We start from the raw sequence: 13,684 nt of genomic DNA on the forward strand, positions 1-13,684 counted from the left end.
CCCGTGAGCACGTTCGGCACGCAGACCTGGAACGCGGCCACGCTCCCGTCCAACGACAACGTCAACCCCTACGCCTTCAGCGTCGACCTCGACGGGCAGTGGTTCGCGCAGAAGGGCAAGATGATCGCCTACTACGGGCAGATCAGGTTCGAGGCGCTGTCGTCCGGCCCGCTGGACTCCCTCGTCGCGCACACCTTCAACTCGCCGCTGTACGCCCAGGACTGGATCGTCGCGCAGGGACGCGGCAAGCTGCTCCTCGCCGACCGCGGGTTCGACGTGAACTCCTTCGACCTCGACAACGGCAACCTCACCGTCCGGGCCGGGAACCTGCTGGCGTTCGAACCGGGCCTGGAGCTCAAGCAGTCGATCATCCCGGGGTTCCTGACCCTGATCGGGACGGGCCGGTTCGTGGCCGCCTCCAACGGGCCCGTCCACTTCGTCGAGCCGCCGATCCGGATCGACCCGCAGGCGCTGCTGGGCTGGGCGGACTGCCCCTCGCCCTGCCACCACTACGACCACTCCTACATGCGCGGCGCGTTCGGCGCCGCGCGGATGGTCTTCGGGATCGGCGGCTCGTCGGGCGAGGAGCACCAGTTCGACTTCACCGGCCAGGGCACCGTGCTGATGCAGTCGTCGGAGGTCGTGATGAACGAGGACGTGCTGCTGCGCGACCTGGAGGGCCAGATCGGCATGGTCGGCGCGTCCGGGCTGCAGCGGCTCCAGCGGACGATCACCCAGCGGCTGTCGTCCGAACGCCAGGGCTGACCCCCGGGGGCCCGGGACGTCCCGGGCCCCCGCCGCCGCGTCATGGGTGCGGCGTCACCGGTACGGCGGGCCGGTCAGGAACCCTGCTCGGGCGCGGGCTTCATGACGTGGAACGGCACTCCGGACGGGTCCCGCACGGCGGCGGACCGGCCGTAGGGGCTGTCGGCCGGCCCCGAGTCGACCGTGCCGCCGCCCGCGGTGACCTTCCGGACCGCCTCGTCGGCGTCCTCGACCGCGAAGTAGGTCGTCCAGGACGGGACGCGGGTCCGGCCGTTGCCGAGCAGCATGTCGGCACCGCCGAGGATGCCGCCGATGTAGCGGCCGTCCGCGGCGCGCTTCAGCACGGTGTAGTCCATGTCGCCCGGCATCGGCTCCAGCTCGTAGCCGAACACCGCCTGGTAGAAGTCGCCCGCGGCCTTGGAGTCGGGGGTGACCAGCTCGTTCCAGACGAACGAGCCCGGCTCGTTCACGATCCCCGAGCCGTGGTGGTCGTGCCCCTGCCACAGGCCGAACTGGCCGCCCTGCGGGTCCCTGACGATCGCCATGCGGCCGAGGCCCATCACGTCCATGGGCGCCACGACCGCCTCGCCGCCCGCGTCGGCGGCGCGCTTGACGAGCCCGTCGCAGTCGTCGGCGGCGATGTAGACCGTCCACCAGTACTCGTCGGGCTGGTCCTCGGGGTTCTGCATCATCCCGGCCACCGGCACGCCGCGCAGCCTGCACTGGTTGTAGTGGCCCGCCTCCGCCCCGGCGTCCTCGAACTGCCAGCCGAAGAGCGTCCCGTAGAACGTCTTGGCCCGCTCGAGGTCCGGGAGGCCGATGTCGAGCCAGTTCGGTGTGCCCTCCGGCACGTTGCTCGTGACCTGCGTCATCCGACTCACACTCCTTTGTGCAGGGGCCTCGCGGCCCCGGCGTCCTCCGCCGCCCGCCGTACCCCCATCCTGGCCCCGGGCTGGCGGTTCACACATCGGGCCGTGCGGGATCGGCATGGCCGGGAGCGGCCTCCGCTTCACGTACACTGGACCGATGGTTTCGCTCCCGAGCTGACAGGCCGCCCAGCGCGCCCCGGTCGGATGGACCGCGCGGCGCGCTGTTTCGTGCGCCTGTCCATCGAGCCGTCCGTCAGGGGAGCCCTGTCACTGTGATCATCGCGAAAGACATCGAACTGCGCGCCGGGTCCCGGCTGCTGATCGAGTCCGCCTCGTTCCGGGTCAACCCCGGCGACCGGGTGGGCCTCGTCGGCCGCAACGGCGCCGGCAAGACCACCCTCACCAAGGTGCTGGCCGGGGAGGCGATCCCGGCGCAGGGCGGCGTCACGTCCTCGGGCACCATCGGCTACCTCCCGCAGGACCCGCGCGGCGTCGACCTGGACGAGCTGGCGCGCGACCGCATCCTGTCGGCGCGCGGGCTGGACGAGGTCGTCCGCAAGCTGCGCGCCGCCGAGGAGGCGATGGCCACCGCGACCGGCGAGGAGCGCGACAAGGCCGTCCGCCGGTACGGGCGGCTGGAGGAGCGGCTGCACGTGCTCGGCGGGTACTCCGCCGAGGCCGAGGCCGCCTCGATCGCCTCCAGCCTGGGCCTGCCCGACCGGGTGATGGGGCAGCCGCTCGGCACCCTGTCGGGCGGCCAGCGCCGCCGCGTCGAACTGGCCCGCATCCTGTTCTCCGGCGCCGACACGCTGCTGCTGGACGAGCCGACGAACCACCTGGACGCCGACTCGGTCGTCTGGCTGCGCGACTTCCTGAAGTCCCACCAGGGCGGCCTGGTGGTGATCAGCCACGACGTCGACCTGCTGGGCGTGGTGGTCAACCGGGTCTTCCACCTGGACGCCAACCGCAGCGTGATCGACATCTACAACGTCGGCTGGAAGAAGTACCTGGACCAGCGCGAGACCGACGAGCGGCGCCGCAAGCGCGAGACGGCCAACGCCACGCGGCAGGCCACGGCGCTGCTGTCGCAGGCCGACAAGATGCGCGCGAAGGCGACCAAGGCCAAGGCGGCGCAGCAGATGGACCGGCGGGCCCGGCAGCTGCTGGCCGGCGTCGAGGGGGAGCGGCAGGCCGACAAGGTGGCCAAAATTCGCTTCCCGGACCCGGCACCTTGTGGCAAAACCCCCCTTACCGCCGAAGGTTTGTCGAAATCGTACGGATCTTTGGAGATTTTCACCGACGTGGACCTGGCCATCGACCGGGGCAGCCGGGTCGTCGTGCTGGGCCTGAACGGCGCGGGCAAGACGACCCTCCTGCGCATGCTGGCCGGGGTCGACAAGCCCGACACCGGCGGCGTCGTGGCCGGCCACGGGCTGCGCATCGGCTACTACGCCCAGGAGCACGAGACGCTCGACGTGGAGCGGTCGGTGCTGGAGAACATGCAGACGGCCGCGCCCGGCCTCGCGCCCGTCGAGGTCCGCAAGATCCTGGGCTCGTTCCTGTTCTCCGGCGACGACGTCGACAAGCCCGCGGGCGTGCTGTCCGGCGGCGAGAAGACCCGGCTGGCACTGGCGATGCTGGTGGTGTCGAGCGCCAACGTGCTGCTGCTCGACGAGCCCACCAACAACCTCGACCCGGCCAGCCGCGCGGAGATCCTCGGCGCGCTGCGCACCTTCGCCGGGGCCATCGTCCTGGTGACCCACGATGAGGGTGCGGTGGACGCGCTGCGGCCGGAAAGAGTGATTTTGCTGCCGGATGGTGTCGAAGACATCTGGAGTGACGAGTTTGCCGATCTGGTGGCACTTGCGTGACCTGCAGAGTGCCTTCCGCAGATCTTTTCTGGCCGAGTGGGTAGCCGAACGCGCGGGAATGACTGATCATGGCGGGGGATAACGCAGCGGTCACCACATCACTACGGGAGGTACTCGTGGCCGAGACCCTCAAGAAGGGCACCCGCGTGACCGGTGCCGAGCGCGACAAGCTGGCGGCGGACCTCAAGAAGAGGTACGACTCCGGCGAGAGCATCCGCGCCCTGGCAGCCGCCACCGGCCGCTCGTACGGCTTCATCCACCGGATCCTCACCGAGTCCGGAGTCAACCTGCGCGGTCGCGGCGGCGCGACCCGGGGCAAGAAGTCCTGACCGGACGAAGGTCCAGAACGGACACGGGTCCCGAACGGACGCAGGTCCCGGACGGACGACGGCCCCCGGATGAGCGCACCGCCTGATCCGTCGCCGCGGCCCACCGAGTAGGGTTCGGTCGCGGCGGCGGGCAGGTCGGGCTCCGCCCCGTGGACGGCGGGGCGGGCCCGCCGCGCTCGTCGGAAGGGGAACGTCGATGGCGGACGCGAGGGTCGGGAACGGGCCGGAAACGGCCACCGGGCCCACCGGGACCGGGCTCACCCGGACCGGGCCGGCCGGGGACCGGCCGCTCGAGGAGCGGCTGGCCGAGGCCGGGCTGCGGCTGGAGGTCGACGGCGCGGTCGCGACCGTCACGCTGAACCGGCCGGAGCGGCGCAACGCCATGACGTTCGCCACCTGGCGCGGCCTGGCCGCGATCGGCCGGTCACTGCCGGACGGTGTGCGCGTGGTCGTGCTGCGCGGCGCCGGCCCCTCGTTCTCGGCGGGCATCGACCTGTCGATGTTCTCCGGCGACGGCGAGGGCTTCGCCGACGGCTCCGACGCCGAGGCCACCGACCGGTTCATCGCCGAGCTGCAGGAGGGGTACACCTGGCTGCGGCGCCCCGAGATCGTCACCGTCGCGGCGGTGCACGGGCACGCCATCGGCGGTGGATTCCAGCTCGCGCTCGCCTGCGACATCCGCGTCGCCGCCGACGACGTGAAGTTCTGCATGAAGGAGCCCGCGCTCGGGCTCGTCCCCGACCTCACCGGCACCAAGCCGCTGGTGGAGATCGTCGGCATCGGGCGCGCCCTCGAACTGTGCCTGACGGCCCGGACGGTCCACGCCGAGGAGGCGGCCCGGCTCGGCATCGCCGAGATCGTGGTGCCGCGCGACGGCCTGGACGCCGCGGTCGACGACCTGGTCGCCTCCCTCCTCGCGGTGAACCCCGGCGCCGCCGTGGCCACCAAGCGGCTGCTGTGGGAGGCCCCCGAGAACACCCTCGAACAGCAGTGCGCCGCCGAGCGCCGCGAGCAGGCAGGCCGCCTCCGCGACCTCTTCGGCAAGTAACCCTCACACCCTCCCCGCACACGCCCCGCCCGCGTCATCGTCGACTTGCGGCGTGTCGTCGTTATGCGGCCTGCCATAACGACGACTCGCCGCAAGTGAACGTTGTTCGGTCAGCCGAGGGCCTCGCGGCCGCCGCGGGCGAGGGGGAGGTCGACGCGGCTGACGCCCGTCCTCATCGTGACCTCGGTGCCGGCCGGGTAGCGCAGCGTGTAGTCGTGGTCGGTGGACAGCAGGATCACGCCGAGCCGGTGGCCGGCCTTGACCGTGTAGTCGGTCGGCTGGAGGTCCCAGCGGAACGCGTAGGTGCGTCCCGGCGTGATCGGGTCGGTGCGGCTGAAGCCGTTCCGGTTCCGCGCGTCCAGCCAGCCCCGGGTGATGATCTTGTAGGGGGCGGTCTCCATGGCGAGGGCCTGCCGCGTGGTGCAGCCCTCGTCGCCCGGCACGCTCTGCCCGTAACAGACCTTCTGCCCGGTGTCGACGCGGGCGCCGGTCGGCCGGCTGTCGGTGCCGTAGTCCACCAGGAGCGCCGTCAGGTAGGGCGACCGGCCGTCCAGGGACGCGCGCAGCGACATCGAGGGCGTGCCGTCGATCCGGACCGGCCGGTCCAGCGTCCCGGTGAGGTAGGCGAGCCGGTTCGGATCGGCCCGGCCCTCGTTCGCCAGCAGGTCCTCGGCGGTGCGGGTCTTGCCCTCGTCGGTGAACGACTGCGTCACGCCGTGCCCGGGACGCAGGCCGAGCGTGCCCGGCTGGCCGGACGAGCCGGCGTCGAGGCTGAGCGGGACGGTGCGGGTGCCGGGGACCGGCCAGTCCTTCGCCGTCTCCCACGTCCCGTCCGCGCGCTCGATGTCGACGCGCGGCTCCTTGTCGATGCCGTTGCGGATGCCGTAGAGGTACCGGTCGAACCAGTGGAGCGTCTGCCGCAGCCACTCCTCCACGCGCCAGCGGAACGGCGTCGAGTGGTTGCCCTGGTGCAGCCAGAGCTTGCGCGGCACGCCCGCCTTCTTCAGCGCGTTCCACCACTGGACGGAGTTCTTGAGCTTGACGTTCCAGTCGTTGAGCCCGTGCACGACCATGACGGCCGCGTGCACGTTCCGCGCCTGGCCGACGTAGTCGCGCTCGGCCCAGACCTTGCCGTAGTCGCCGGTCTCGCGGTCCTGGGTGGCCTCGATGTCGTCGATGACCTGCTTGCAGACCTCGGGGTTCTTCCGGGTGAGCACGGCCTTGGCCAGCACGTCCAGGTCCTCGCCCTGGTAGCCGCCGGGCGCGACGACGCCGCCGCCCGCGCGGTAGTAGTCGTACCAGCTGCTGATCCCGGCGATCGGGACGATGGCCTTCAGCCCCTCGACGCCCGACGCGGCGGCCATGTTCGGCAGCGTCCCGTCATAGGACTGGCCGATCATGCCGACGTTCCCCGTGGACCAGGTGGCCTTGACCGGCGTGCCGTCCGGCGCCCAGCCCCGGGCCCGGCCGTTCAGCCAGTCGACGGCGGCCTTGGCGCCGGCCTGCTCGCTGCGGTCCCCGGACGTCGGGCAGCCGGTCGAGCCGCCCGTCCCGATGCTGTCGAGGTCGGCGACGGCGTAGCCGCGCGGCAGGAAGTAGTTGTCGTAGTAGCCCGGGAACATCTCGGCGAGGTTCCGCTGGGTGGTGGTCAGCGCGCGGGCCCGCGCGTCGCCGATGTCCACCGGGTGGTTCGGGACGTCGTTGATGCCGGCCCAGTACGGGCTCGGCTCCATGATCGTCGGGACCCTGAGGCCGGCGGTGTCGGTCTCCGCCGGCCGCATGATCCGCAGCTGGACGCGGTCGCGCACGCCGTCGCGGTCGCTGTCGGCGGTGGTCTCGATGTTCACCGTCTGGGTGACGGCGTCGGCGCGGGAGAACACCGGCTGCGTCTCACCGCCGCTGACGGTGAGCCGGTGCGGCGGCGCGGCGGGCGCGGATCCCGCGGACGCGGACGCGGCGGGCAGGGCGGTGGCGAGCAGCGCGGCGGCGGTGGCCAGTGCGGCGCCGGTGGTCAGGGTGACGGCACCCGCGCCCGCTCGTGGCGGGCGCATGCGCGGGCGCTGTGGTGAGCGCTGGGGCACAGGGGCTCCTGGGGGGTGAGAGCCTGAAGTTGTTGATCACATTAACCACCGGTTCGGCCGGGAAGTCCAGAGCCGTTACGCCGTGAGCGGAGCCGGGAAGCGCGGCGGCCGGGCGCGCGTTGTGCCCGCCGGATACTGAGATGCTTACTTGATTACGTTTCACGCGCGCCCATCCCGTGCCGGGCGCGCGGCGACCCCTCGGAGGCATTAGTGGGCATGCCGGGAATGCCGGGCAACGGCTGGCAGGTGATGGCCTCGTTCCGCCGCGACGAGTCGGTCACCCAGCAGCGGCTCAAGCCCGGCACGTTCAAGCGGATCGCGGGCTACGCCCGCCCCTACACCCGCGACCTGGTCCTGTTCCTCGGGCTCAACGCGCTCGCCGCGGTGGTCGTCGTCGCCAACCCGCTGCTGCTCAAGTCGATCATCGACACCGGCATCGGGCACCACCGGCAGAACCTGGTGATCTGGCTCGCCGTCGCGGTCGCCGGGCTCGCCCTGATGGACGCGGTGCTCGGGCTCGCGCAGCGCTGGTACTCCGCGCGCATCGGCGAGGGGCTGATCTACGACCTGCGCAGCCAGGTGTTCGGGCACGTCCAGCGCCAGCCCGTCGCGTTCTTCATGCGGGCGCAGACCGGCTCGCTGGTCAGCCGGCTCAACAACGACGTCATCGGGGCGCAGCGGGCGCTCACCACCACGCTGTCGTCGGTGGTCTCCAACGTGATCAGCCTGGTCCTGGTACTGGTCACGATGATGATCCTGTCCTGGCAGGTGACGCTGATCGCGCTGCTGCTGCTCCCGGTGTTCATCCTGCCGGCCAAGTGGGTCGGCAAGCGGCTGTCGCGGATCAGCCGCGAGCAGATGGTGCTGGACGCCGAGATGAGCTCGCTGATGACCGAGCGGTTCAACGTCGCGGGCGCCATGCTGGCCAAGCTCTACGGCCGTCCCGCCGAGGAGGAGGAGAACTTCTCCGGGCGCGCGGCGCGGGTCCGCGACATCGGGGTCGTCTCCGCGATGTACGGGCGGGTGTTCTTCACCGGCCTCACGCTCGTCGCGGCGCTCGCCACCGCGATGGTCTACGGCGTCGGCGGCTACCTGGTGGTGGACGGCAGCTTCCAGCTCGGCACCCTCGTCGCCCTCGCCACCCTGCTCACCCGGATGTACGGGCCGCTCACCGCGCTGTCGAACGTCCACGTGGACGTCATGACGGCGCTGGTCAGCTTCGACCGCGTCTTCGAGGTGCTCGACCTCAAGCCGCTCATCCGCGACCGCGAGGGCGCCCGCACGCTGAGCGCGGCGCGCGAGACCACCGCGGCGAACCCGGTCAAGGGCAACGGGCACGCCGCCTCCCGGCGCGACGCCCCGGCGATCAGGTTCGACCACGTCCGGTTCGCCTACCCGGCGGCGGACGAGGTGTCGCTGGCGTCGCTGGAGTCGATCGCCCGCGTCGACCACGCCCCCGGCAAGGAGGTGCTGCACGACATCGACTTCACCGCCGAGCCGGGGCAGCTCGTCGCGCTGGTCGGGCCGTCCGGGGCCGGGAAGTCGACGATCACGCACCTGGTGTCGCGGCTGTACGACGTGTCGGACGGCGCGGTGAGGATCGGCGGCGTGGACGTCCGTGACGTCACGCTCGACTCGCTGCGCGCCGAGGTCGGCGTGGTCAGCCAGGACGCGCACCTGTTCCACGACTCGATCCGCGAGAACATGCGCTACGCCCGTCCGGACGCCACCGACGGGCAGATCCTCGCCGCGCTGGACGCCGCGCAGATCGGCGGCCTGGTCGCGGGCATGTCCGAGGGCCTGGACACCGTCGTCGGCGACCGCGGCTACCGGCTGTCCGGCGGCGAGAAGCAGCGGCTGGCGATCGCGCGGCTGCTGCTGAAGGCGCCGTCTGTGGTGGTGCTGGACGAGGCGACCGCCCACCTGGACTCCGAGTCCGAGGCCGCCGTCCAGGAGGCGCTGCGGACCGCGCTGGCGGGCCGCACCTCGCTGGTGATCGCGCACCGGCTGTCCACGATCCGGGAGGCCGACCAGATCCTGGTGATCGAGGAGGGCCGCGTCGCCGAGCGCGGCCGGCACGAGGAGCTGCTGCTGGAGGGCGGCCTGTACGCCGAGCTGTACCGCACCCAGTTCTCCCACCAGAAGGACGAGGAGCGGGCCACCGAGCCCCTGGGCGCCGAGTGACGGTGCCCCGTCAGGCGTCGGTGCTGAGGCGGTAGCCGAGCCGCTGCAGCTCCGTCCCGGCGACCTTCTCCACCTGGGCGAGCTGGCGGGGCGTCAGGCGCTCCCGCCAGGCGCCGACACCGTGTTCGGCCTCGCCGGACTCCGGGGCGGCGCGCGAACCCGCCCGGACGAGGCCCGACAGGGTCGTCTTCGACAGGTCCGCGTCCAGGTACCGCGACATCTCGGCGGCGACCCGGCGGGGCCGGGCGGCCAGGTCCTCGTACCGGACGGTGAACAGCTGCTCCTCGGGGACCTGCTGCCGCAGCCGGGCGCTGAGCCGCACGGACCCGCGCCACCGCAGCGCGCACTTCACCGCCGTCGCCGCGCGCGGCCAGCGGTTGCGTTCGGTGTGGTCCTCGACCCCGAAGAACGGGTTGGGGAACACCGTGTCGAGGTTGGCCAGCCCCGGCTTGAACCAGGCCAGGCACCGGTCGTCGGCGAGCATGTCGGCGACCGCGTCCCGGCCGTCCCGGATCACCTGGACGAGCTGGGCGTCGGGGAAGGCGTCCAGCAGCACGTCCGCGCTGTAGATCAGGTCGGGGGAGGCGTCGGCGTACCGGGAGATGCCGCGCGGCTGCACGCACGGCCCCTCGGTGTCGCCGTCGTGCACCGGCCGGTCGCGCAGCACCGCGGGGCGCGGCGGCAGCCCGGCCAGCTCGCGGCACTCGTCCGGGCACTCCGCGCAGGCGCGCGCGGAGATCTGCCAGGCCTCGGCGTAGGCGTCCCGGATCACCCGGGCGGCGCCGGTCCCGCGCTCGGTCGCGATGGCGGGCCGCCGCGCGAAGGCGTAGACGACGCGCAGCACGCCGGGACGTCCGGTGGTGAGATGGAATCCGGCGGACCGCTTGAGGGCGCGCGCGACGAGATCGGCACCCGAGTGCGGCGCGCCCAGGATGAACACCGGGCGGTGGACCTTGGTGCCGTTGATCACCAGGATGTGCGGCGTCGACCTCATACCCGGCCAAGTTTGTCACCTTTTGGAAGCCGGTCGGGCCGTGACGCACCGTAGCGGCCGCCCGAAACCGGGAAGCGGCCCGGTCGTTCGGCCCCTAACCTTGAGGAATGGACGCACCCCTCACGCTCGCCGGGCTGCTGCCGGAGGCGGCGGCGATCACCGTCCTCACCGGCGCAGGGATCTCCACCGACAGCGGCATCCCGGACTTCCGCGGCCCGCAGGGCGTCTGGACCAAGGACCCCTCCGCCGAGGCCATGTCCACGATCGGCGCCTACATCGCCGACCCGGAGGTGCGGCGCCGCTCCTGGCGCGCCCGGCTCGACCACCCCGCCTGGGACGCGGAGCCGAACGCCGCGCACGCCGCCCTCGTGGAGCTGGAGCGGGCCGGACGGCTGCGCGCGCTGATCACGCAGAACATCGACGGGCTGCACCAGCGGGCCGGGTCCGGCCCGGACAAGGTGATCGAGATCCACGGCACCATGCGCGACGCGGTCTGCCTGTCCTGCGGCCTGCGCACCCCGATGCCGGAGGTCCTCGCGCGCGTCGAGGCGGGCGAGGACGATCCGTCGTGCGCCGAGTGCGGCGGCGTCCAGAAGTCCGCGACGATCTCCTTCGGGCAGGCGCTGGAGCAGGAGGTGCTGGACGCGGCGATCACCGCGGCCCGCTCCTGCGACCTGTTCCTGGCGGTCGGCACCTCGCTGACCGTCCAGCCCGCCGCCGGGCTCTGCCTGGAGGCGGTCGACCACGGCGCCCGCCTGGTGATCATGAACGCCGAGCCGACGCCCTACGACGGGCTGGCGGACGCGGTGCTGCGCCGGCCGATCGGGGAGTCGCTGCCGCGGCTGGCCCGCATCGCCCTCGGCACCGGGCGGTGATCCGTTGGCGGGTCGTGACCGGGCGCCCCTTCCACTGGCGGCCGGATCCTGACAAGCTCTATCCGTCGCGGTGCGAGGAGGGATCGGGTTGATGAGCGGGGGCGCCCGCGCGGAGGGGGTCGAGGGGCCGTCCGACGCGCCCGCCGCAGGCACGCCCGGCGAAGGGGCGGCACAGGGGGAGATCCGCAGGTACGCGCGGTTGCGCCCGGGGGACCGGATCGCGGTCGTCGCGCCCAGCGGGCCCGCGGAGCCGGCCCGGCTGGAGGCGGGCTGCGCGGTGCTGCGCGACCTCGGCCTCGACGTCGTGGTGGGCAAGCACGCCCTTGACAGGGTCGGCCTCGGGGTCCGTGAACCCGTCCGCGACGACTGGCACCGCCTCGCCGGCACCGACGCCGACCGCGCCGCCGACCTGCAGGCCGCCTGGTGCGACCCGCGCGTGCGCGGGGTGATCTGCGCCCGCGGCGGCTACGGCGCCACCCGCGTGCTCGGCCACCTCGACTGGGACGCCCTCGCCGCCGCGACACGGGCGCCCGGGGCCGGACCGAAGATCCTGCACGGCTCCAGCGACATCACCGCGCTGCACGCCTGCTTCGGCGCCCGGCTCGGCGTCACCACCTCGTTCGGCCCGATGCCCGCCGGCATGATCGCCGACCTCGGCGCGCCGGACCCGGACGGCGGCCCGGAGCCCGACCGGGCCGGCGCCCTGGACGGCCTGCGCGCCGCGCTGTTCGGCGGTACCGTGGCGCTGCCCGGCACGCACGCCCTGTGCCCGGGACGCGCCGAAGGCCCGCTCACCGGCGGCACCCTCACCCTGATCACCGCACTGCTCGGCACCCCGTACGCTCCGCCGCCCGCGAAGGGCCGCATCGTTTTCCTGGAGGACGTCACGGAGGCGCCGTACCGGATCGACCGGATGCTCGTCCAGCTGCTCCAGGCCGGCTGGCTCGACGGGGCCGCGGGCTTCGCGCTCGGCTCGTGGGAACGCTCCGGCGATCCCGCCGAGCTGGACGCCGTGCTCGCCGCCCGGCTCGGGCCGCTCGGGGCGCCCGTCCTCGCCGGGGTGCCCGCCGGGCACGGCCCCCGGCAGGGCACGCTCGAGCTCGGCGCGCCCGCCGTGCTCGAGGCCGGCGGTCCGGCCGGTGATCTGAACCCCGGGCCCGGCGGCGGCGTACTGACCCTGGAAGCGCCGGGAGGTGTGCGATGAGCGGCCGGCACGCCCGTCCCGACCCCTGGGACGACGGAACACTCGACTCGCTGCTGGTACTGGTGGCCGAGAGCCTCGGCTACGCCTGCAGCCGGGCCCCCGGAGAGGTGATGCTGCTGGAGGGCGCCAACCGGCTGCACGTCAGCATGCGCGACCTGCGGCAGCTGGCCCGGCTGGTGCCGCGCGACGACTGGCCGGCGCTGGTGTCCGACCACGTCACCACGATCGTCACGGCGATCGAGGAGCCCCTCGACCTCAGCGACTTCGACCTGGCCCAGCACCTGCTGCGCACCCGGATCTACCCGGCCGAGGCCGACAACGGCGCGCTGGCGGCCCGGCCGTTCGCGCCGGGGCTGATCGAGGCGGTCGTGGTCGACACCCCCACCACCGTCCGCACCGTCACCACCGACGAGATGAACGGCTGGCCGGTCTCCGGCGACGCGCTGTTCATGCTGGGTCGCGCCAACGTCCGCGCGGACGGGCCGCTCCAGCTCGACGAGCAGGACCTCGGCGGCGTCCGGGTGTCGGTGCTGCACGGCTGGACGTTCTACGCCGTCACCCACCTGGCGTGGCTGGAGGAGTACCTGCCGATCGGCCCGCACGGCGCGCTGGTCATCGCCCCCAACCGCAGCCTGATCGTCGCGCACGCGCTGAGCATGTCGGAGGTCCACCCCCGGGCCCGCTACCGCGCCGCCGTGGCCGCCGCGAACGAGCTGCAGGCGCAGGCGCACCGCGCCTACGAGGAGGGGCCGGGCTCGCTCAGCCCCCACCTGTACTGGTGGCGGGGCGGCGAGCTGACCTACCTGGAGACCCGGTACGAGGGCGACTCGCTGGTGCTGCCGCGCGAATTCACGTCCGTGCTGGCCACGTCCGCCGCGGAGTACTGAGAGTGAAGATCGTCATCGCGCCCGACTCGTTCAAGGGCAGCCTGTCCGCGGCGGAGGTGTGCGCCGCGGTCGGGGCGGGGGCGCGGCGCGCCGTGCCCGGCGCCGAGGTGGTCGCCGTGCCGATGGCCGACGGCGGCGAGGGCACCCTCGACTGCTTCGTGGCCGCGCGCGGCGGCGACCTGGTCGAGGTCGCCGCGACCGACCCGGTGGGCCGTCCGGTGAAGGCGGCCTACGCGCTGTCGGGCGACGGCCGGTCCGCCGTCGTGGAGCTGGCCGCCGCGTCCGGGCTGCCGCTGGTCGAGGACGTCCCGCCCGACCCGCTGGGCGCCGGCACGGCCGGCACCGGCGAGCTGATCGCGGTCGCGGTCCGGCGCGGCGCGCGGGACGTGCTGGTCTGCATCGGCGGCAGCGCGAGCACCGACGGCGGCGCCGGGCTGCTGCGCGCCCTCGGTGTGCGCTTCCTGGACGCGTCCGGCGCGGAGCTGCCGCCCGGCGGCGCGGCCCTGGCCCGGCTCGCCGCGATCGACGACTCCGGCGTCCCGGACGCGGTGCGCGCCGCGCGGTTCCGGGTCGCCTG

General features: G+C 73.2%; 12 protein-coding genes. 9 read left to right on the plus strand and 3 right to left on the minus strand.

The genetic code is table 11. The features are described from left to right. Window positions 1–3: 3 nt before the first annotated feature. Window positions 4–765 carry an AIM24 family protein gene (locus ABD296_RS31450; protein WP_344275385.1) on the plus strand — a complete coding sequence of 254 codons (762 nt, stop codon included), beginning with the start codon at window positions 4–6 and terminating at the stop codon, window positions 763–765. Between the two features lie 74 nt (window positions 766–839). On the opposite strand, the gene ABD296_RS31455 is transcribed toward ABD296_RS31450, so the two are convergent. Then, window positions 840–1,637: a VOC family protein gene (locus ABD296_RS31455; protein ID WP_344275388.1), complete on the minus strand. Its 798-nt coding sequence runs from the start codon at window positions 1,635–1,637 to the stop codon at window positions 840–842. 269 nt (window positions 1,638–1,906) lie between these two features. On the opposite strand from ABD296_RS31455, the gene abc-f reads away from it, so the two are divergent. From abc-f to ABD296_RS31470, 3 genes are all read left to right on the plus strand, one after another. After that, window positions 1,907–3,505 (plus strand): ribosomal protection-like ABC-F family protein, encoded by a 1,599-nt coding sequence (gene abc-f / locus ABD296_RS31460; RefSeq protein ID WP_344275391.1) that lies wholly within the window; start codon window positions 1,907–1,909, stop codon window positions 3,503–3,505. A gap of 116 nt (window positions 3,506–3,621) precedes the next feature. Further along, window positions 3,622–3,834, plus strand: a complete 213-nt coding sequence (locus tag ABD296_RS31465) for a helix-turn-helix domain-containing protein (protein ID WP_021596738.1) — start codon at window positions 3,622–3,624, stop codon at window positions 3,832–3,834. 196 nt (window positions 3,835–4,030) lie between these two features. Then, window positions 4,031–4,882 (plus strand): enoyl-CoA hydratase/isomerase family protein, encoded by an 852-nt coding sequence (locus ABD296_RS31470; protein WP_344275395.1) that lies wholly within the window; start codon window positions 4,031–4,033, stop codon window positions 4,880–4,882. A gap of 110 nt (window positions 4,883–4,992) precedes the next feature. Here ABD296_RS31470 and ABD296_RS31475 read toward each other — a convergent pair whose 3' ends face one another. After that, window positions 4,993–6,933 (minus strand): Xaa-Pro dipeptidyl-peptidase, encoded by a 1,941-nt coding sequence (locus ABD296_RS31475; RefSeq protein ID WP_344275398.1) that lies wholly within the window; start codon window positions 6,931–6,933, stop codon window positions 4,993–4,995. Between the two features lie 246 nt (window positions 6,934–7,179). Here ABD296_RS31475 and ABD296_RS31480 point away from each other — a divergent pair, with 246 nt between their 5' ends. Next, the gene (locus ABD296_RS31480; protein WP_407061533.1) at window positions 7,180–9,147 is read left to right on the plus strand and encodes an ABC transporter ATP-binding protein; all 1,968 of its coding nucleotides are present in this window, start codon (window positions 7,180–7,182) and stop codon (window positions 9,145–9,147) included. Window positions 9,148–9,157: 10 nt separating this feature from the next. On the opposite strand, the gene ABD296_RS31485 is transcribed toward ABD296_RS31480, so the two are convergent. Then, on the minus strand, window positions 9,158–10,141 hold the full coding sequence (locus tag ABD296_RS31485; RefSeq protein ID WP_344275401.1) for a sulfotransferase family protein: 984 nt from the start codon (window positions 10,139–10,141) through the stop codon (window positions 9,158–9,160). Between the two features lie 107 nt (window positions 10,142–10,248). Between ABD296_RS31485 and ABD296_RS31490 the strand changes: the two genes are divergently transcribed. The 4 genes from ABD296_RS31490 to ABD296_RS31505 all read left to right on the plus strand — a co-directional run. Further along, window positions 10,249–11,016 (plus strand): SIR2 family NAD-dependent protein deacylase, encoded by a 768-nt coding sequence (locus ABD296_RS31490; RefSeq protein WP_344275404.1) that lies wholly within the window; start codon window positions 10,249–10,251, stop codon window positions 11,014–11,016. 91 nt (window positions 11,017–11,107) lie between these two features. Continuing rightward, window positions 11,108–12,220: a S66 peptidase family protein gene (locus ABD296_RS31495; protein WP_344275407.1), complete on the plus strand. Its 1,113-nt coding sequence runs from the start codon at window positions 11,108–11,110 to the stop codon at window positions 12,218–12,220. Further along, entirely contained in the window at window positions 12,217–13,107 is an 891-nt protein-coding gene (locus ABD296_RS31500; protein WP_344275410.1) for a hypothetical protein, read from the plus strand. The genes ABD296_RS31495 and ABD296_RS31500 overlap by 4 nt, the downstream gene beginning before the upstream one ends. A 2-nt stretch (window positions 13,108–13,109) precedes the next feature. Continuing rightward, window positions 13,110–13,684: glycerate kinase (locus tag ABD296_RS31505; RefSeq protein WP_344275413.1), on the plus strand; the 575-nt coding region annotated here is incomplete at its 3' end.

This window comes from Actinomadura napierensis (assembly GCF_039529375.1).
Classification (GTDB): Bacteria; Actinomycetota; Actinomycetes; order Streptosporangiales; family Streptosporangiaceae; genus Spirillospora; species Spirillospora napierensis.

Bases quoted from the DNA above. Each gene is read 5' to 3' on its own strand.
- ABD296_RS31500 (WP_344275410.1), top strand. From the start codon at position 12,217: ATGAGCGGCCGGCACGCCCGTCCCGACCCCTGGGACGACGGAACACTC.
- ABD296_RS31490 (WP_344275404.1), top strand. From the start codon at position 10,249: ATGGACGCACCCCTCACGCTCGCCGGGCTGCTGCCGGAGGCGGCGGCG.
- ABD296_RS31495 (WP_344275407.1), top strand. From the start codon at position 11,108: ATGAGCGGGGGCGCCCGCGCGGAGGGGGTCGAGGGGCCGTCCGACGCG.
- ABD296_RS31455 (WP_344275388.1), bottom strand. From the start codon at position 1,637: ATGACGCAGGTCACGAGCAACGTGCCGGAGGGCACACCGAACTGGCTC.
- ABD296_RS31485 (WP_344275401.1), bottom strand. From the start codon at position 10,141: ATGAGGTCGACGCCGCACATCCTGGTGATCAACGGCACCAAGGTCCAC.
- ABD296_RS31475 (WP_344275398.1), bottom strand. From the start codon at position 6,933: ATGCGCCCGCCACGAGCGGGCGCGGGTGCCGTCACCCTGACCACCGGC.
- ABD296_RS31480 (WP_407061533.1), top strand. From the start codon at position 7,180: ATGCCGGGAATGCCGGGCAACGGCTGGCAGGTGATGGCCTCGTTCCGC.
- ABD296_RS31470 (WP_344275395.1), top strand. From the start codon at position 4,031: ATGGCGGACGCGAGGGTCGGGAACGGGCCGGAAACGGCCACCGGGCCC.